The organism is Halolactibacillus halophilus, assembly GCF_900115605.1.
Classification (GTDB): Bacteria; Bacillota; Bacilli; order Bacillales; family Amphibacillaceae; genus Halolactibacillus; species Halolactibacillus halophilus.
In genome coordinates, this window is record NZ_FOXC01000002.1 from 1 (window position 1) to 15,442 (window position 15,442).

Sequence of the window (15,442 nt, forward strand, 5' to 3'; positions counted from 1 at the left end):
TTTCTGCATGGACTACGGGGAGGGAGGGGGTAAAATATTTTGCTGCATCTGCAGAATCGAGCCCCCTTTACCGGTGCCCCCGATGGTTAAAATCGTGAAACTTTTTAGGTGGGGGGTCTATTTATTTTATATCACTTACCACCATTCATCGTTCCATTTGGTACTCTTTCGCCATAGAGAATAATCAACGTATCTACCGTGCTTCTTGTTATGACAGTTAACGCATTTGGTTTCAAGGTTATCTTCTTCGAGTGCAAGCTCTGGATAGTCTTCAATCTCTTTAATATGGTCCACAACCAGCATGATCTTCTTTCTTTTAGCTGATTCGCTGTACTCATTTGTATCAATGGTTACTCTGCCTTGTCGCTTGCATTCCTGGCATTCGTAATTGTCACGTTTCTTTATTTCTTCTCGTAATAGCTTCCAAGCTTTACTGTCATAGAATTTACGCTTTTGTTCTTTCGTTTTATATTCAGCCATCTTCACCATCAAGAGCGTATTTACCTCTTGCTAAGCCATACCCTTTTCTAACAATACCGTTATGGACCTTTTCGAAATGTTCAATATTGTACCTAGTTCCGCCAAGTTCGTTAGTTTGTGTTTCCCATTCAAATAAAAATCTTGTTTTCATAGTAACTTCTTCACCTTTGTAAAAGACTTTAGGTGTTGATGTTTCGTCTTCTAGTTCGATAACGAGTAAGTTTTCTCTATTGCTAGAAGAATCAAAACTATATCGTAATGAATCTATTTGATCTTGATTCACTTTCAAGGATTCATACTCTTCTGATAGTTGCACAATAGTTTCCATTTGTTCAGGACTAATCTTCTTACAATCTTTTATGTTTCTATCTACTATCCTCCGTCTAATAAAGTGCGCCTTGTCACTTATTTTCATCATCTTCATCTCCTTTTTATGTATAACAAAAAAGACACCCTATTCGGATGTCTCATTTTGCTTTTGAATGCGATATAACATTTTCAAATACTCATTATTATCTTCTTGTTGCTCAACAATCTTTCCTAACGCCATCAGCACTGCTCCAAGTACCAAACAACCTACAAAAGTTGATATTGCCGTTATCCACACCTCTGTTAATTGTGGTTTTAAAATAGCAATTTCACTCTCATAAAGGAGAGAATAATCTTTAATATCATTCCAAGTCGCCCAATCAAATGCTGATACAATTCCAATTGATCCTATCGCACCTAATACAATAATAAAGATTCCTAACCTACCAAAAAACTTATTGCTCATTTACATAGCCTCCTCCGTATTCTTATATGGAATTTTACCATTGATTGGTTGGGATTACCATGATAAAAAGACACCTCATCGAGATGTCTTTTCTAATATTCCACATAATAAACCGGAACTATAACACAATTGAATGTTACTCCTGCCGTTGAATCACATATATTTGATGTACCTAGCACAGATACATTAACTGATCTTGGTGACAGACTATCTGATTTCCAACGTAATTGGCAGTCAATTATTATCTATATTTTTCTACACTAACATAATATCACATTTTAGAAGGCCAAAAGTGACATGATAGTGACATGTTATCTCCAGCCGAGAACTTCAACTGTCGCTTGAACCATTTCATCACGCCATCTTAACGCTTGTCTCTTACTTACTGAACATTGATGCGCCACGTACTCCCAATCTTTATTGTTGTCCTTACACCAGTATCGTTCATGTACTAACTCTTTTCTGTCTTTAGGTAAGGCATTGTACACTGTTTCAATCGCGCTTGTAATTTCACGTAAGTAATTAAGCTGCTTATGCTTAGTCAGTCTGATTACTTTATCTGCTGTCGGGTCTGTTGTGTCTCTTACGCTATTCTTACCGGCTACTACCGTTGGATCATCATCACTCTCGTCATATGGATATAGTATCGCTTCTTCAAGCAATTTAATTTCTTGCAGTGTTCGGTAATAATTAAACCACTCTGATTCGATTTTTTTAAATGTTGTTTTCGTCGTTGCTAATTCCTGCAATGTTATGCCTCCCTGGTTATAGGTTTGTATTTTCATCCGTAACTATCCGAAATTTTTTTGATATACTTAAAAATGGACATCTGTAGCAAAATAACTTGATGAGGTGAATAAATGATCAAAAAAGGTCGTGTAAAAGTTATCAAAGAAAAAGATACAGGTTTAAATCAAAGATTTAAAGACACTCAGACAGGAGAAGAAATGACCCGCGGTCAATTCGCAGATGCAATTGAACAAGGCAAATTTAAAGATTACAATGTAATGCATCAAAGAGGAAAGCGAATCCCGCGTTCCAATCCAGGAGTAGATAACTTAGATTAGAGCTCTAGCTACAGGTGTCCGTTAATTCATTCAATCTATTCCACCCTTTTTTTATAGACCTTTATAATTCTAATTTAACTTCTGTGTAGCTTACGTCCTGCTCTAAAAATTGGTAATCTCTCAACCATTCGTACATATGCTCACCTACCTTATTTACAAATAGTTATCATCTTCCTCGTCATCAGTTTCAGAAAAAAGAACTTTAAATGTTTGCTCCATTATCTCTGTTCTTTTTCTAATTTGATCGTTTGTCATCTTTTCATAGTTAGGACGTGGAAGAGTAGAAAACTCTTGGTCTTTTTTAATAAGTGCTTTTCGTTCTGATTCATCATTCATATTTAAGTATCCTTTCTATTGGTGTCCCTAGATGTTGTCCCTAGATCAATTTCATGTGTATACCTTACTGCTTCAAGCGTTTGACTAAATGTCCCTAGATAGGTCTGACCTTCTTTTTATATTTTTAACTTCTTCTTTTTTTACTTATCTTTATTTTTATATAAATATTATCATTTTATCTAGGGACAAAAGAAAAAATATATTAATAATACTATATATATCAAGGGTTTAGGCTGTCCCTAGATGTATTTTTGATCTAGGGACACTTACTTTAATGAAAATATCCAGAACCCTTGTGGCTCTAAGATTAAAGACTGTCCCTAGATGTTTTACTGATTTTCGGACACGTCTAGGGACATTTCAGTTATTGTTGAATAAATATAACCCCTTTTACCATTCCGCCTTACCCTTTGCTTTTCATATCCCTCTTTAGCCAATCGCCTACCAAACTCAGTATTACCAACAGCCTTAAGACCAGATTCTTCACAATAGACCGAATACTGCATATAAGCGTTCTTTGTTACTTTCCCGTCAACGCTATAGTTATCAAGGAAACTGAGTACACTGTCAGACTGAACAAAATACTCTTTTGTTATATCAGACACAGCTTTACATTCAGTCAAATCACCCTGCTCGATAATGCGCCGCATACCTTCAATCGCAAGTTTCAACAAATAAGATTTAGCATTGCCTGTCGATAACTTCGCATCAATCTCCATATCTCTTTCCACTACTCTCGCATCACATGGAATAACACGCATACGCTTCTTGATACCACCGGACTTATCTTTAAATATCGGAATCTCATTACACGTAAAAACAAGCGTAGCCTTATTATTTAATGTGACAGCAGGCGAATAAATCGGTCTAATCATAACGGGATCACCAGAAACTATTGTCTTAAAATTACTAGACTTATCTAAGTAACTCGCGTTAATATCATCAGCCACATTAAGTAGCTTACCGACCAAGCTATAAACAGTCGTGTCATCATCAAATTTATCTAATGGCACATTCGTATGTAAACCATCAGCGAAAGATTGAATCATCTTAATCAGTGTAGATTTTCCGTTATCCCCGCTCTCGCCCCAAAAGAAAAAGGCGCGGTGCGGGAAACCCTTCGTCATCAAAATATGACCAAATACTTCTTCCACAAACTTTCTGAGATCTAATCGATTACAGGTGAACCAGTTAAGGAATTCATCTACATACTTATCGTAAGCATCATCATTATAAGTCGCATCGAGATAAAACGGTGTAAAGCCTGGATCAACTTCAACGATTTCGTTTTCGAATAAGCAATACCCATTGTTTAATTGAACGGGAAGATCATCATCATCTTGAAGTGACGCTTTGATTTTAAACAATTCCTTTAATTCTTTGTGTTGTGACGGCTTAAGTTTAATCAACTGATCAATGGCCCGTAAAAGTAAGTTTTCATCTGATATATAGTGACCATTTTGGTTAAAAAAGAGCTTACCTCTGAAATAATGAATGGACAATTTTTCAACCAAGACTTCACTAGTCATAATCATGTCCTTTTTATTTAAAAATTTGCTTATGTTTTCGTTGACTTCTTTCGCCTGGACACTTTCTAGTAGATTAGATAACTCTTTATCCTTTAGTGGTTCGGCGAAAGTGTACTGATTAATAAATCCTGCTAAGTTACCGAGTTCTTCATCCCAACGTGTATACATTTCCCTTGTCGTGAGCAAGTGGGTGTAAAGATTACTATTTCTTCCTTGTCCGTCGCTTAGGCCAACCAGCTGCTCATTTAACTTATTCGGAAAGAGCGTGAACGGCAACTCAGGTAACTGATCAAAGTTACCGAGAAACTTGCGGTTTTCCATCTTTCGCATCTTTCCGTTTTGCTTAACCACAATTGGCTGCTTGGTTGTATGTTTATAGTCAACAACCATACCCGCGTTGGTTAATTTCTTGACCCAGTTCTTTAGGTACACATGCTTTGGTTTGCGATAATAAAGGTGGAATCCCCTCGTTGTATGGACCTTGAGCGTTGGGTACTGATTAAAGATTACCTCTCCGATTTTTACAGACTCTTTATCATCAAAGTCTACTACTACCGTTTTACTATCTAGTAAGATGGCCGCATCTTTATAATTCGTATGATCGGTACTGAATGTATCAAAATTATGCTTGGGTACTTTTCCGTCCAGTTCAATATATTTAAGCAAAGATGATCACCTCCCATCTATGATGCTGTGGTATTATTACTTCTAAAAAAATCTTTAAAGAGGTTGCCAAGGATGATATTTTCTTTGGCTTGATTTTTCATCAACCGAGGAAGTTTCTTTTATATCTTGCTGTTTTACAAACACGCCGTTAATCATTTCACCTTTCCGATCTTTAATCTCTGAATAAGCGACTTCAGTACAACGCTGAATATCAACACCCAACTGCTTTGATAAGATTGTCAGTACGACATACATGTCACCTATCGAGTCTATCACTAGGTCATAAACACTTTTCACCATACCTTGGCATAGTTCGCCATATTCTTCACCTAACTTTAAAATTTGTTTCGTTGGATCAGCAACGTGTAACTTTTTTTCTATTGCCCAATCTTCAATACGTTCTGTTAACTCATTCATGCTATTCATTATTATCACTCCTGAATTTATTCTGGTTTTTTTTAAGTAATCGCAGCATATTCTTCTAACTTGTAATACCGCTTGTAATCATTCCAATCGTCTAAGTCTAAACCTATCTTTTTAGCATCGTTATAATCTTCATCCGAGTAAGGTTTAGGTAAACTATATCCCATCTTAATTAATTGCATTTGTACAAAGTAGTATCCCTCTTCACCAAAATAGGCAGGATCAACACCAAAGTGCTCGTTAGCTTTTATCATTACTTTTTTAAAATCTTCATCTTTGATATTCATTCCGTCATCTCCTTGTATAGCCTAAAAAATCAAGCAGTTGTTCTTGCGTCTTGTTCGTTGGTATGGCATATCCTGTTGCTTTTTTAATCAACATAGTTATTGCTTCTAGTCTTTCTTTATCCATACCGACCATATAAATTTTGTTGTTAGATTCAAGCAATATAGCTACTTGTGCATTTTCAATATCTAACTCCATTGATTCCATCTCCTTTGCTACCGATATCAATGTCGGTACCTAAAACCACTTATCGCTCGGATGGTCATGATCAACGCCCATCTTCTTGAAATCTACTAACTTTCTAACTAACTGTTCGTAAGTCTTATCCACTACGTCGAAATAATTAAAACGTTCGATTAACTGTCTAATAACCTTCGCTCGTTTCATATCGTTCTGTAAATTTGGCTGCATCTATTTATCTCCGATCGTTTTATTTTCATTACTTAACTCGTCCACACGTTGTAATTCAGTTAATAATACGCGCATATCTTCAACACTCATTCTCCTAGCTTGATAGATTCCATAACTCGCTAACTCTCGGACAAGTTCTTCTCGTTTCTCCATCTCATCACCACATTTGTCACTGTTTGTTTAGCGATACCTAGTTCTTTCGAGATCTCGTGTCTACTCATGCCGCTTTCATGTCTTTCGATTATCTTTTTATTTCTAAGTTCACGTACTCTAGCTTTTGTTTTTAACTGCATGACATGTAATGATTTCGCCCACTCGTTACTTGATACGAGCGCGTCAATTCTATTTGATATCTGTGCTTCATCCCGATTCATTAATTTAGCTATTTCTTTCGGTTTTTTACCGTTGATGTACTTAAAATTGATAATCATTATGTCTTCTTTTTCAGTAAACAGTCGAACTGAATCGATGCAATCATTCATGTTGATCACCGATTTCCTTCGCAGCGTAAAACATTAAAACGGCACTTATAAAGCCGATAGACATCCAAACGTAAAATACTAGATAAAGTGATTCAATCATTTTCTTCATCTCCCTTGGATCTGTCTCATATTAACCATTCAAAACATCCACCCCTCAATTTGTTTAATGTACCAATTGAGGTCTAATTGACGCTTATCCAATCTTTTTAGTTCTTCATTCCAAACAAAACATTTGTCACTGGTGTATGGCACCTTGCTGTATTTGGTTTCTTTGTCGTTTTTGGTTTTATAAACTGTCCCTAAGTATTTATCCTTTGTCGCAAAGATACGATTAACATTTTGTAGTGTATTAAAGTTGCTACTAAAAGAACCTTCCAGTAACGTATCTTCCTTTATTTCTTGTGCCATTCCATCAAATTTCCCTGCCTTGGCCACTAATTGAAAATACTCAAATTGCTTAGCTTTCCATAGATCAACGACCGTCTTATTGATTTTGATACCGTGCATATAATAATTGACTAGAGCACGATCAATAATCGTCAAGCTGTTGCGCTCAAAGTCACCACCTTCATAGCGGCGAAATTGCCCTATTGCTTTGATGCGGCCGTCTTGATACATGATCACATAGTTATTCACATCACGCTGCGCAATCTTTTTAATTAAATCTACATCAAAGGATAAATCATACTGCTTTTCGAATAACTCTAATATCTTCATTATGTTCTTCTCAAAGCCTTTTTCGTACTTGATGATAATTCCATCAGTGTTAGTCTGTATCAACTCACAGTGAGCTTCTAACAAACAGATAAGATGTGTCATGACCAATTGACCGTTAACGACTATACTATTCGCTGCACGTGGATGATAAAGTTTACTGTACTTATTTTTCATTGATCCGTAAGTGGCAGTCAAAACGACTTTATAAGGTATTTCTTTTTTATCCTCAGCCAACTTTAATTCGTCTCTTGTTTGATAAATTCGTTTGAAAATGTCCATGTTGTCCAATAAGTTGTTATTGATAATAAGAGAAGCGTAGTAGCCAGATATATCAATTTGCATATAAAGCCCTTCACCTATATATTTTTCTTTTGCCGCATGCAGACCACCAAAACCATACGTATGATCTAACCCTGCTAGTTTATAAGTAAGACTTTCTTTTTCTAGCGCTTCATACGCCACACCTTTATTGTAGGAAGCTTCAATATCTTCATAAAACTGCACAACATTGACTGGTAATTCCCACTTGCTGATACGCTCATCATCATAAATAATATTTAAACGTTTCTCGTCACTTTTGGGTTTAGCTTTTAATACTTCAGCTGCAAGATTCGCCTGTGTTTTTCTAACAGATGCAGCCGGTAGATTAAACTCTTTTACAATCTGGAATTTAGCTGAAAAGTAGTGTTCACGTTCTTCAAATAATTGCTTTGTTATAAGTACATCGTTTTGACAATAACTAAATGTTAGTTCGATTTCCTTTTGCGTTAGCGAGCGGTTAATTGAAGAATCAACTGGTGTTTCAACTATACTTAAACCTAAATTGGCCTGCGCTTCTTTTAAAGAGAGGCTTTTTAACTCTTGCATAACATCTAACGTGATAGGGTTTTGTAATGATAGATTAAACTTTTTACCACTGATGATTTTTTGAGAGGTTTCATATGGATCTATATCACGTAAAACAGAAGCCACGATCTTATCATCATAGTAATAATTGTTATAACCAACTAAGTAACTTACACTGGACAGGTAATGCGTTAACGCATCCCTGTCATTGTGTATTTTAGTTACGGCCCCTTCATCATCGATAAAAACAACTAACCAATCATGTTTGAACACTTTAAACTTATAAAAGGTAAACATGTGTCATCATCCTAAAACGGCGCTTCTTGCAATGCTTCCCAATTTTGAAAAGTACCTTTTTTATTTGTTTTTAATTCGATCATGCACTGATTACCTACACCGGCCTTTAACGTTTCAACAAGTACTTCTTCATCTTCGAAATCTTCAATGCTTAGATCAACGTCTAAAACAGCTGCTGTCTTCATTGCTCGTTTTAAATTAAGTTGCATCATCTTCTCGTTTGAGAAAAAGATATTACCAAAGTACTTTCTATTTTCATAACCTTCATTTAAAATTTCAAATTCGTGAGACAGCCATTCTGTGCCATTGTCATTTGGCCCTTGCCATTTTACATCGATAAGAATCGCATCATATAAACCATCAGGTAGATTTTCAAAATCGCCACCTACGGCATCTTTCTTTGGATCAAAACCTTGCTCTAAAATCTCTGCCGCCATATCTTTTAAGTTCATCATTTATTTCCCCTTTTTAGTTAAAGTTTTTAGTTAAAATTTTTAGTTATAGTTTATCTTGTTATTCAATTTACTTAGTCAATGGTCTTGGTGGTCTACGCTTTGGTGTATCTTTTTTTGGCTGCTCTTTTTCATCATTATTAGGTTCATCGTTCTTTTCATCTTTCTCTGCTTGTTCAGCCTGTTCACGTTCTTTTTGTTTAACTTTTTGTTCGGCTTCTTGTTGCTTTTCTTGTTGTTCAACAATCGCTTTTGCATCTTTAACAGATGTCTTCTTGCTCTTGTCATAAGCACCAATAACGGTATCTAATAAACTACGAATGGTTTCATCATCGACTTTATCGCGAGTATAATTTTTACGCTTGCTTTCTACTTTTCGGATATAGTTTTTGCCTACTTTGCGACAAAGAATAGTGTAATCTGAATTACCGTTGACAATGTTCATCCATTTCATTTTCAGACTCGGCACCTGTCTCGATACATCGTTCTCTTCAATGGTGATACTGCGAGAAATATAAATGATATTAACTTTCTTTTTCATGCTTAATTCTTTTAGTCGCATAATGAATACGCGGACCATCATCTCGATCATGCTATGGCCTTTACCCCATCCGATATCCCCAACCGATTTCACATTGTGTTCTTCAGTTATTTCTTGTTCAAAGAGCGTGATAATATCATCAATTGTATCGATAACAATCGTTTCAAATGTGTGTTTAGTTCCTTGGAGCTCGTCAATGATATCTGAAATTAACTCACTAGCACTTTTGGTAATTTCACCTTTACTGTTTCTTTGGTGACTAATATTGATTGAGGGTGTTTCAATCATTTCTGCGTTGCCGTCTGTGTTAAGATTCAGAGGATTCGGAAACTCTTCGGAAAAATAAGTTTTGCCATTCATCGTTTCACCAAAAATAACAAAGTTACGTGGCGTTTCTTTCGATACTTTCTTTTTATTTTCTGGTAATAGACCCATAATTAATTTTCCTCCTTGACTTTAAATTCAATATTTTCATTTCTCATAAACGCTTCTAAAGCATCTAGTTGCGACTCAGTACCAATGACTTCATATAGCTCAAAATAGGTTGGTTCGTCCGCTTCTTCAACAACTTTTTCCGTTTCTTTTTGTTTCGCTGCTTTTAATTCTTCAATGCGTTTTTCTTCTTTCTCTTTATCAACCTGTTTTTGAATTTCATCCTGAGCATCATCAAGAATCTGCGTTTTAATTTCTTTTACATCCTTGTGATTAAGTAAGTGAATATAAGCTGCGCTTGTTAAATTCACACCATAACGATTATTTGCAATCTCTACAGTGCTCTCAATGACATCTTTGTCCGCTTCTTCTTTTTCACGCTTCATCACTAAGTGATCGGCAACAGTTTTTAATTCTTCTTCCACAGATTTTAAACTTTTGCTCTTAGCAAGATAGCTATCCTCAATGACTAATTCGTCAGCGATTGTTTTATCTAGACCTGCATCCACAAAACGTTCAATGATTTCTTGTATGTCTTTCCGTTTCTCTTCTTTACGATTGTTCTCAAATACGTCATGCTGCTCAACTAAAGGATTGATCACTTCATCAAATTTTTTGTTTAGTTCTTTGCACTGATTTTCAAACGCTGTCACAGGAGCTGTTAACTGTTTCTTCGTTTTTAACCGGTATTGATCAACGGCCTTTTTTCCTTTACGAAGCTCAGTAATTGTTTTCTTGCATTCTGCAGCATCATCTTCCGTGAATGTTAAACCTTCATATCTTTTTAGGTTTTCTTCAAGTGCTGCTTCTAACTCTTTATAGTTGAACTCAACTTTCGCCGGTTCGAATTGTATGGTTTTCACTTGCAATTCATTCATGCCTTCATCTCCTTTTACTGTCCTTTTATAAAAATCGTGTTCGCTTGCACCAGGATGTGACTTTAGATATTCGCACCCTTCCCAAAACTCTTTGATTGCTGCTAACATGCCTTTGATAAAATCATTATCACGAGGTACCAGTTTGATTTTTAATCTTTCACTATCAAATTCAGCATCAAAATCTTTTGGCCTTTCATACAGCGCCAACCAACCTTCATTACATTCGAACTGATACATATACAATTGCATTTGCGCCTTGTACGCTTCAATTGTGGCTGTCTTACCGTGTGTTTTGATTTCAAGTATTAAGTGATACTGCGCATCATAACCGTCTGTATTGCTTCGCAAATTGTCTTGAATGCGTGTATTCTCTTTAAAGTTAGTGCCGTGCATGAGGTTCACATATTCACGTATTTGTGGCTCCATGATGTTTCCGTATTCGGTATACTCGTTGCCTTTGAATTCAGACTTGACTATGCCTGTTTTTTCAAGGGCCAATTCGTATACACTTTTGTATTTATTCAAGCCGAGAATGGTACTTACATCGGACCCACCGATGTATTTATGCCTGTTTTCTGTTACGTTTGGTCCTGCTTGTGTTGTGATACTCATACACCAAACTCCTTCCTGAACAAATCTTCCGTGAAGTCTTTCTTTTGCTTGAGTCGATCATAGATGTCTTTTTCTATCGTTCCTTTTGTGATGTAGCGATACACCGTCACCTTTTTTTCTTGGCCATTCCGGTAAGCTCGGCCAAGCGCTTGTTCATAATCTTGATAGCTGTACGTTGGTGTATAGAAAACAACTAAATTCGCATATTGAAGTTCAATTCCTGCACTACCTGCCATGTACTGCACAAGTGTTACACTGTTATTTAACGTACTCCAGCTATCCTTTTTTGGTAATTTAGTAGCTTGGCCACTCACTTCGAAAATCGTTTTCTTTAATTTTTTCATTATCTTTTTAAGTTGCTCTTTTTCTTCCTGGTAATAGTAGAAGAAGATAATGTTTTCACTAGTACCTTCCGCTAGCATCTCGGAATACTTTAACTTTTCCGATTGATTGGCATGATATCGCAAACCATGTTGTAATTTGGGTAGCGTATCAAACGCTTCTAGTTCACCATTAATCTCAAGCACACGGTCTTTCTTAAGTTTTTTGTACTCTGGGCTACTCTTAAATTGCACATCTTCAAAAATCAATGGTGGTAAATCTAGTGCCTCATCTTTTGATAGTTTGATAGAAAATGATTCAAAACGTTGTTTTAATTCTTTTTCTTTATTCCAACCAACAATTCGCTCCATCTGCCTCCCGCCGTACATAACAGGTTTACCAGATCGATATAGAGGTTCCTTTATTGCATAATCCCTCTCAAATTGTGTCTTATTCTTCTCATAGCCAAACATGATAAAGTAGTTGATGGTATCTCCCCACCCGTTGCTAGCGGGCGTAGCTGACAGTAAAAGAAAATGCGTACTGTTTAAAGCTAAAAACTTCCCTGCTTTACCACGTTGAGAGGTTGGCATTTTAATATAATGACACTCGTCAAATACGACAAAGTAACCTTTATATTCTTTCCATCGTTTAGCCAACACTCCGTAAGACAACAGATCATAGTCGACTCCTATGCCATGCTTTTGGGACACGAGAGCCATATCGCGGTCCCAACCGCCCTCTTTAATTTTTTGTGGAGGGGCTACAATAAGTAATGGTTCACCTTTTGTATGTCTTAGATAGTGATAGATGGCCATGATTGTTTTCCCTGTACCTGTGTCGGCCGCAATGATGTAATCTTTTTCAATGCTATTTAATAGTTTTTTTTGAAAGTCATACAAGATGGTTTGTTTCAAAATATCGCTTCGTCTCTTCAAGGGATCTACTAACAAAAGCTAATCCACCTGCCTCACTAATTGCATTAATATGATACTTTTGCAATTCACTTATTTTTCCGCCTTCAGGACGTTTTACTTCAATCGCTACAAAGGTGCCTTTCACACAAGCAATGATGTCCGGTGTTCCCGCTTTAGAAAACATGGATCCGTGCGTTTTTATATGCCAGGCACCAATACTATCTAAGTAGCGCTTAATTTGATTCTCAATTCGTTTCTCTGGACCTTGTGCCATAATTAACGGCCACCAAAGATTAATTCGATATCTGACTTCTTGGCCTTTCTAGCATTAAGTTTCTGTGCTTCATCCTCATAATAGTAGTCACTTAACTTTTGTGATGTGATTCTATTTCCTTCGACTAATTCAGCCACACCGACAAGATCAAGTTCTTTTTGCGGGACATCTAAATCATTAGAGAGTGCAGATTTATCAAACTTTGTTGTTCTTGCTAGCTTAACGGTAAGGACATGTGGGACATCCTCTTTATAAGCAATGACATTGCCATGTTTTAAGATATGTTTGATAATCTTTTCAGTCTTAGTATCGATAGTCTCTTTCAATCGTGCACGCTGTGTTTTTAAATCTTCTATTTCTTGATATAAACCATTAATTTCGGATTGCTTTAAATGTGTTTGAACGTTAATATCCATTTCTAAATAATCCCCTTTCATGCTATACTAAGTTTGTGAATTTGTTTTGAGACTCGTGTTGGTAGCGCGAGTCTTATTCATTTCTATAGATGATAAGTGCGTCTACGCCCCATTCATCATGCTGTGCACTGGCACTAAACTTTATATCAATAATTTCAGCATCTTGGTTATTTGCTAACCACTGATTAATCTCATCATCAATATGTTCGCCTGCGATTTGCTTCACTTTTAATCCTGCAGCTAATCCTAATTCCAACGTCTTCACCTCCCCTCAAATTAAAGCCAATCCTTGCGCATTTGAAGCATTTGATCAGTAAGCTCTCGTTCTTTTATTTGATTTAATAAACTTCTTATTACATCTGTCTCAATTTTCTTTTGTTTTAATTTATTAATTTCTTTTAGACAGTGCGTAATTTTCAAGCTGCACAATCGCGCTTCTTCATTCTTTCCTTCCATGGCCAGCTGAATAGCTTGAAGCGAATTACCGTGCACAGCATTGATGAGTTCACTTAATTGGTTATGATCTCGCTTTAGATAATGTTGTTCTATGCTCATTTTGTTCCGCCTTTCTAGCTAATAATTCATAAGCTCGTTTTGTTCTATCGTTTAGAGGCACCACATAACCATCAATGCTATCCCTTACCGTTCCGTCAGCCATAACATGCTTAATTTTAATCATTTATTTCTCCCTCCTTCTTAGGCCCAACGCTCATTTGTAATAGTTTTATATAGTGACCAAATATCAGGGAACGCAATCTTAAATGCTTCGATACGCAAATGGCCACGTCTTGGAATATCAAATGCAGATTCCATATCAGTTAACAATCCATCCAGCCTATCTCCTCTAATCTTTCTATTTTGACAAGCTCTAATCTCAGTAAAGCGCTCTTGTAATGCTTCTAAGTTCCTTTTATCCTCTTCACGCATGCTCATTACTCCACCTTCCGCTTTATTTTTGTGTACAGACCCGCATAAGCTGGCCAGCCGATGTCATCTTTCACTGTCAACAATGTTTCATGATTGTGTTTCTCAAAATGATTACCGTTTAAAACTTCAATGCAGTAGTCACGTGGAATCTCAATTATTGAATCATCTGTTTCTCCTTGTAATTTCAGCGTGTCTGATCCATCAATTACTAAACTGCCTGCTTCAAAACCATCCATTCTGTCTAACAAGTCTTGATAACGATTCATGACGTCATCTCCTTAAATTAGTGAATCAAGATTTTTAGTTGAATAATATACAAATGTTGTTTCAGGTAAGATTTCAATTTCAACTTTTATTGATTTCTCATCCTCGTCGAAATAAACACAAACAACCGCATCTTCCAAAAATAGATAGTACACATCGTTTTTTAAATCTAACTTCTCACCGTGCTTTTCTTTTAATAAAGCTAATATGTTATAGTGCATATGATTAACCTCTTAATCTTTGATTTTTTTTTGATTTTTAATACTTATTTAACTTCCTCCTTCTCTAACTCTTGCAAAACCGTTTCAATCGGTCCGATTTGCTTGGCTGGATTTCTGCGGCCATTCATAATGTCTGACATATACGGTTTGGAAATCCCAATCTTTTCGGCTAACCAATTTTGAGTCTTATCATGTTTAGCTAACGTGACGCGAATTTTAATGATAAAATCTTGAGACATTTAACCACACCCTTTCTATATTTTTATGTAAGCTAATAAAATATGCTAACTTCCATTGACATTTTTACGCAAATGTTTTAAAATCAATTCATAGCTAAATAAGCCTAGAATATACCTATTAAATCAACGTTTCTAAGTTTGGCGACCTCGAAGTGCTTGTTTTTTATTAGGGGTTTTTCTTGTGCTTGTTAGCGTATTAAATTAGCTTACACAAAATATATTAAAACATTTGCGTAATTTTGTAAAGGGTTTTTATGCATTTATTTTAATTATTTTGGGTAGCGTATAGGAGAGTGTTGATATGGCGCTATTTGAGAGATTAAAATATTTGGCTAATAAACAAGGCAAATCAATTAATGATGTAGAAGACGATATGGGTTATTCAAAAAATACTCTTTATCGCTTAAAAAAGACGAACCCTAGCTCAGAAAAATTAAAAGAGATTGCAGATTACTTTAATGTCTCTGCTGATTATTTACTCGGCCGAACAGACCAGGAATATTTAGATGAACCAGAAACAATTGCAGCGCATCATGACAGCTATAACTTTACAAAAGAAGAATTAGAGGAAATTGAAGAGTTTAAACGTTTTGTAGCAATGAGACGTGAAGCTCGAAAATCGAAAGGGGATTAA

General features: G+C 36.0%; 28 protein-coding genes. 2 read left to right on the forward strand and 26 right to left on the reverse strand.

Going from position 1 to position 15,442, the window contains the following annotated elements:
• Window positions 1-135 precede the first annotated feature (135 nt).
• From BM098_RS01120 to BM098_RS01135, 4 genes are all read right to left on the reverse strand, one after another.
• Window positions 136-480, reverse strand: coding sequence for an HNH endonuclease (locus BM098_RS01120; protein ID WP_089829914.1), 345 nt, complete (start codon window positions 478-480; stop codon window positions 136-138).
• Window positions 473-895, reverse strand: a complete 423-nt coding sequence (locus tag BM098_RS01125; RefSeq protein WP_089829524.1) for a hypothetical protein — start codon at window positions 893-895, stop codon at window positions 473-475. The genes BM098_RS01120 and BM098_RS01125 overlap by 8 nt, the downstream gene beginning before the upstream one ends.
• A 39-nt stretch (window positions 896-934) precedes the next feature.
• Window positions 935-1,255, reverse strand: a complete 321-nt coding sequence (locus tag BM098_RS01130; RefSeq protein ID WP_089829527.1) for a hypothetical protein — start codon at window positions 1,253-1,255, stop codon at window positions 935-937.
• A 311-nt stretch (window positions 1,256-1,566) separates the two neighbouring features.
• Window positions 1,567-2,004 carry a transcriptional regulator gene (locus BM098_RS01135; RefSeq protein ID WP_234987373.1) on the reverse strand — a complete coding sequence of 146 codons (438 nt, stop codon included), beginning with the start codon at window positions 2,002-2,004 and terminating at the stop codon, window positions 1,567-1,569.
• Between the two features lie 111 nt (window positions 2,005-2,115).
• On the opposite strand from BM098_RS01135, the gene BM098_RS01140 reads away from it, so the two are divergent.
• Entirely contained in the window at window positions 2,116-2,322 is a 207-nt protein-coding gene (locus BM098_RS01140) for a hypothetical protein (protein ID WP_062323883.1), read from the forward strand.
• Between the two features lie 153 nt (window positions 2,323-2,475).
• Here BM098_RS01140 and BM098_RS01145 read toward each other — a convergent pair whose 3' ends face one another.
• The 22 genes from BM098_RS01145 to BM098_RS01235 all read right to left on the reverse strand — a co-directional run bounded on the left by BM098_RS01145 (window position 2,476) and on the right by BM098_RS01235 (window position 14,808).
• Window positions 2,476-2,658, reverse strand: a complete 183-nt coding sequence (locus tag BM098_RS01145) for a hypothetical protein (RefSeq protein WP_089829531.1) — start codon at window positions 2,656-2,658, stop codon at window positions 2,476-2,478.
• A 329-nt stretch (window positions 2,659-2,987) separates the two neighbouring features.
• On the reverse strand, window positions 2,988-4,853 hold the full coding sequence (locus BM098_RS01150) for a phage/plasmid primase, P4 family (RefSeq protein WP_089829533.1): 1,866 nt from the start codon (window positions 4,851-4,853) through the stop codon (window positions 2,988-2,990).
• A gap of 54 nt (window positions 4,854-4,907) precedes the next feature.
• A complete protein-coding gene (locus BM098_RS01155; RefSeq protein WP_089829535.1) occupies window positions 4,908-5,279 on the reverse strand; it encodes a MazG-like family protein in 372 nt (123 codons plus the stop codon).
• A gap of 32 nt (window positions 5,280-5,311) precedes the next feature.
• Window positions 5,312-5,563, reverse strand: coding sequence for a hypothetical protein (locus BM098_RS01160; RefSeq protein ID WP_089829537.1), 252 nt, complete (start codon window positions 5,561-5,563; stop codon window positions 5,312-5,314).
• 4 nt (window positions 5,564-5,567) lie between these two features.
• Window positions 5,568-5,759 carry a hypothetical protein gene (locus BM098_RS01165; RefSeq protein ID WP_089829539.1) on the reverse strand — a complete coding sequence of 64 codons (192 nt, stop codon included), beginning with the start codon at window positions 5,757-5,759 and terminating at the stop codon, window positions 5,568-5,570.
• 39 nt (window positions 5,760-5,798) lie between these two features.
• Entirely contained in the window at window positions 5,799-5,972 is a 174-nt protein-coding gene (locus tag BM098_RS13380) for a hypothetical protein (RefSeq protein ID WP_159430075.1), read from the reverse strand.
• The gene (locus tag BM098_RS13385) at window positions 5,973-6,125 is read right to left on the reverse strand and encodes a hypothetical protein (RefSeq protein ID WP_159430076.1); all 153 of its coding nucleotides are present in this window, start codon (window positions 6,123-6,125) and stop codon (window positions 5,973-5,975) included.
• A complete protein-coding gene (locus tag BM098_RS01170; RefSeq protein ID WP_089829541.1) occupies window positions 6,092-6,454 on the reverse strand; it encodes a helix-turn-helix domain-containing protein in 363 nt (120 codons plus the stop codon). The genes BM098_RS13385 and BM098_RS01170 overlap by 34 nt, the downstream gene beginning before the upstream one ends.
• 138 nt (window positions 6,455-6,592) lie before the next feature.
• Window positions 6,593-8,314: a DNA polymerase B gene (locus tag BM098_RS01175; RefSeq protein ID WP_089829543.1), complete on the reverse strand. Its 1,722-nt coding sequence runs from the start codon at window positions 8,312-8,314 to the stop codon at window positions 6,593-6,595.
• Window positions 8,315-8,325: 11 nt separating this feature from the next.
• Window positions 8,326-8,766: a DUF669 domain-containing protein gene (locus tag BM098_RS01180; protein WP_234987374.1), complete on the reverse strand. Its 441-nt coding sequence runs from the start codon at window positions 8,764-8,766 to the stop codon at window positions 8,326-8,328.
• Between the two features lie 70 nt (window positions 8,767-8,836).
• Window positions 8,837-9,742, reverse strand: coding sequence for an AAA family ATPase (locus tag BM098_RS01185; RefSeq protein WP_089829546.1), 906 nt, complete (start codon window positions 9,740-9,742; stop codon window positions 8,837-8,839).
• 2 nt (window positions 9,743-9,744) lie between these two features.
• The gene (locus BM098_RS01190; protein WP_089829548.1) at window positions 9,745-11,229 is read right to left on the reverse strand and encodes a DUF1351 domain-containing protein; all 1,485 of its coding nucleotides are present in this window, start codon (window positions 11,227-11,229) and stop codon (window positions 9,745-9,747) included.
• Complete coding sequence (locus tag BM098_RS01195; RefSeq protein WP_234987375.1) at window positions 11,226-12,467, reverse strand: helicase-related protein; 1,242 nt, start codon at window positions 12,465-12,467, stop codon at window positions 11,226-11,228. Before BM098_RS01195 ends, BM098_RS01190 begins: the two co-directional genes overlap by 4 nt.
• Window positions 12,445-12,741 carry a PDDEXK family nuclease gene (locus tag BM098_RS01200; protein WP_062322639.1) on the reverse strand — a complete coding sequence of 99 codons (297 nt, stop codon included), beginning with the start codon at window positions 12,739-12,741 and terminating at the stop codon, window positions 12,445-12,447. The genes BM098_RS01195 and BM098_RS01200 overlap by 23 nt, the downstream gene beginning before the upstream one ends.
• A gap of 2 nt (window positions 12,742-12,743) precedes the next feature.
• Entirely contained in the window at window positions 12,744-13,157 is a 414-nt protein-coding gene (locus BM098_RS01205; protein ID WP_089829550.1) for a hypothetical protein, read from the reverse strand.
• A gap of 73 nt (window positions 13,158-13,230) precedes the next feature.
• Window positions 13,231-13,413 (reverse strand): sporulation protein Cse60, encoded by a 183-nt coding sequence (locus tag BM098_RS01210; RefSeq protein ID WP_089829552.1) that lies wholly within the window; start codon window positions 13,411-13,413, stop codon window positions 13,231-13,233.
• A 20-nt stretch (window positions 13,414-13,433) separates the two neighbouring features.
• Window positions 13,434-13,712 carry a hypothetical protein gene (locus BM098_RS01215; protein WP_089829553.1) on the reverse strand — a complete coding sequence of 93 codons (279 nt, stop codon included), beginning with the start codon at window positions 13,710-13,712 and terminating at the stop codon, window positions 13,434-13,436.
• Complete coding sequence (locus BM098_RS13390; protein ID WP_159430077.1) at window positions 13,675-13,836, reverse strand: BOW99_gp33 family protein; 162 nt, start codon at window positions 13,834-13,836, stop codon at window positions 13,675-13,677. Before BM098_RS13390 ends, BM098_RS01215 begins: the two co-directional genes overlap by 38 nt.
• Window positions 13,837-13,853: 17 nt before the next feature.
• A complete protein-coding gene (locus BM098_RS01220; RefSeq protein WP_143423359.1) occupies window positions 13,854-14,084 on the reverse strand; it encodes a hypothetical protein in 231 nt (76 codons plus the stop codon).
• A gap of 5 nt (window positions 14,085-14,089) precedes the next feature.
• Window positions 14,090-14,350 carry a hypothetical protein gene (locus tag BM098_RS01225; protein ID WP_089829557.1) on the reverse strand — a complete coding sequence of 87 codons (261 nt, stop codon included), beginning with the start codon at window positions 14,348-14,350 and terminating at the stop codon, window positions 14,090-14,092.
• Between the two features lie 12 nt (window positions 14,351-14,362).
• A complete protein-coding gene (locus BM098_RS01230) occupies window positions 14,363-14,569 on the reverse strand; it encodes a hypothetical protein (RefSeq protein ID WP_089829559.1) in 207 nt (68 codons plus the stop codon).
• Between the two features lie 44 nt (window positions 14,570-14,613).
• Complete coding sequence (locus BM098_RS01235) at window positions 14,614-14,808, reverse strand: helix-turn-helix transcriptional regulator (protein ID WP_089829561.1); 195 nt, start codon at window positions 14,806-14,808, stop codon at window positions 14,614-14,616.
• A 301-nt stretch (window positions 14,809-15,109) separates the two neighbouring features.
• Between BM098_RS01235 and BM098_RS01240 the strand changes: the two genes are divergently transcribed.
• A complete protein-coding gene (locus tag BM098_RS01240; RefSeq protein WP_089829563.1) occupies window positions 15,110-15,442 on the forward strand; it encodes a helix-turn-helix domain-containing protein in 333 nt (110 codons plus the stop codon).

Excerpts from the sequence above, each read along its gene's own strand:
- BM098_RS01125 (WP_089829524.1), bottom strand. The coding sequence starts at position 895 with ATGAAAATAAGTGACAAGGCGCACTTTATTAGACGGAGGATAGTAGAT.
- BM098_RS01205 (WP_089829550.1), bottom strand. The coding sequence starts at position 13,157 with ATGGATATTAACGTTCAAACACATTTAAAGCAATCCGAAATTAATGGT.
- BM098_RS13390 (WP_159430077.1), bottom strand. The coding sequence starts at position 13,836 with ATGATTAAAATTAAGCATGTTATGGCTGACGGAACGGTAAGGGATAGC.
- BM098_RS01155 (WP_089829535.1), bottom strand. The coding sequence starts at position 5,279 with ATGAATAGCATGAATGAGTTAACAGAACGTATTGAAGATTGGGCAATA.
- BM098_RS01225 (WP_089829557.1), bottom strand. The coding sequence starts at position 14,350 with ATGAATCGTTATCAAGACTTGTTAGACAGAATGGATGGTTTTGAAGCA.
- BM098_RS01200 (WP_062322639.1), bottom strand. The coding sequence starts at position 12,741 with ATGGCACAAGGTCCAGAGAAACGAATTGAGAATCAAATTAAGCGCTAC.
- BM098_RS01180 (WP_234987374.1), bottom strand. The coding sequence starts at position 8,766 with ATGAACTTAAAAGATATGGCGGCAGAGATTTTAGAGCAAGGTTTTGAT.
- BM098_RS01215 (WP_089829553.1), bottom strand. The coding sequence starts at position 13,712 with ATGAGCATAGAACAACATTATCTAAAGCGAGATCATAACCAATTAAGT.
- BM098_RS01230 (WP_089829559.1), bottom strand. The coding sequence starts at position 14,569 with ATGCACTATAACATATTAGCTTTATTAAAAGAAAAGCACGGTGAGAAG.
- BM098_RS01235 (WP_089829561.1), bottom strand. The coding sequence starts at position 14,808 with ATGTCTCAAGATTTTATCATTAAAATTCGCGTCACGTTAGCTAAACAT.
- BM098_RS01165 (WP_089829539.1), bottom strand. The coding sequence starts at position 5,759 with ATGGAGTTAGATATTGAAAATGCACAAGTAGCTATATTGCTTGAATCT.
- BM098_RS13385 (WP_159430076.1), bottom strand. The coding sequence starts at position 6,125 with ATGGAGAAACGAGAAGAACTTGTCCGAGAGTTAGCGAGTTATGGAATC.
- BM098_RS01175 (WP_089829543.1), bottom strand. The coding sequence starts at position 8,314 with ATGTTTACCTTTTATAAGTTTAAAGTGTTCAAACATGATTGGTTAGTT.
- BM098_RS13380 (WP_159430075.1), bottom strand. The coding sequence starts at position 5,972 with ATGCAGCCAAATTTACAGAACGATATGAAACGAGCGAAGGTTATTAGA.
- BM098_RS01190 (WP_089829548.1), bottom strand. The coding sequence starts at position 11,229 with ATGAGTATCACAACACAAGCAGGACCAAACGTAACAGAAAACAGGCAT.
- BM098_RS01185 (WP_089829546.1), bottom strand. The coding sequence starts at position 9,742 with ATGGGTCTATTACCAGAAAATAAAAAGAAAGTATCGAAAGAAACGCCA.
- BM098_RS01220 (WP_143423359.1), bottom strand. The coding sequence starts at position 14,084 with ATGCGTGAAGAGGATAAAAGGAACTTAGAAGCATTACAAGAGCGCTTT.
- BM098_RS01170 (WP_089829541.1), bottom strand. The coding sequence starts at position 6,454 with ATGAATGATTGCATCGATTCAGTTCGACTGTTTACTGAAAAAGAAGAC.
- BM098_RS01240 (WP_089829563.1), top strand. The coding sequence starts at position 15,110 with ATGGCGCTATTTGAGAGATTAAAATATTTGGCTAATAAACAAGGCAAA.
- BM098_RS01130 (WP_089829527.1), bottom strand. The coding sequence starts at position 1,255 with ATGAGCAATAAGTTTTTTGGTAGGTTAGGAATCTTTATTATTGTATTA.
- BM098_RS01160 (WP_089829537.1), bottom strand. The coding sequence starts at position 5,563 with ATGAATATCAAAGATGAAGATTTTAAAAAAGTAATGATAAAAGCTAAC.
- BM098_RS01120 (WP_089829914.1), bottom strand. The coding sequence starts at position 480 with ATGGCTGAATATAAAACGAAAGAACAAAAGCGTAAATTCTATGACAGT.
- BM098_RS01145 (WP_089829531.1), bottom strand. The coding sequence starts at position 2,658 with ATGAATGATGAATCAGAACGAAAAGCACTTATTAAAAAAGACCAAGAG.
- BM098_RS01140 (WP_062323883.1), top strand. The coding sequence starts at position 2,116 with ATGATCAAAAAAGGTCGTGTAAAAGTTATCAAAGAAAAAGATACAGGT.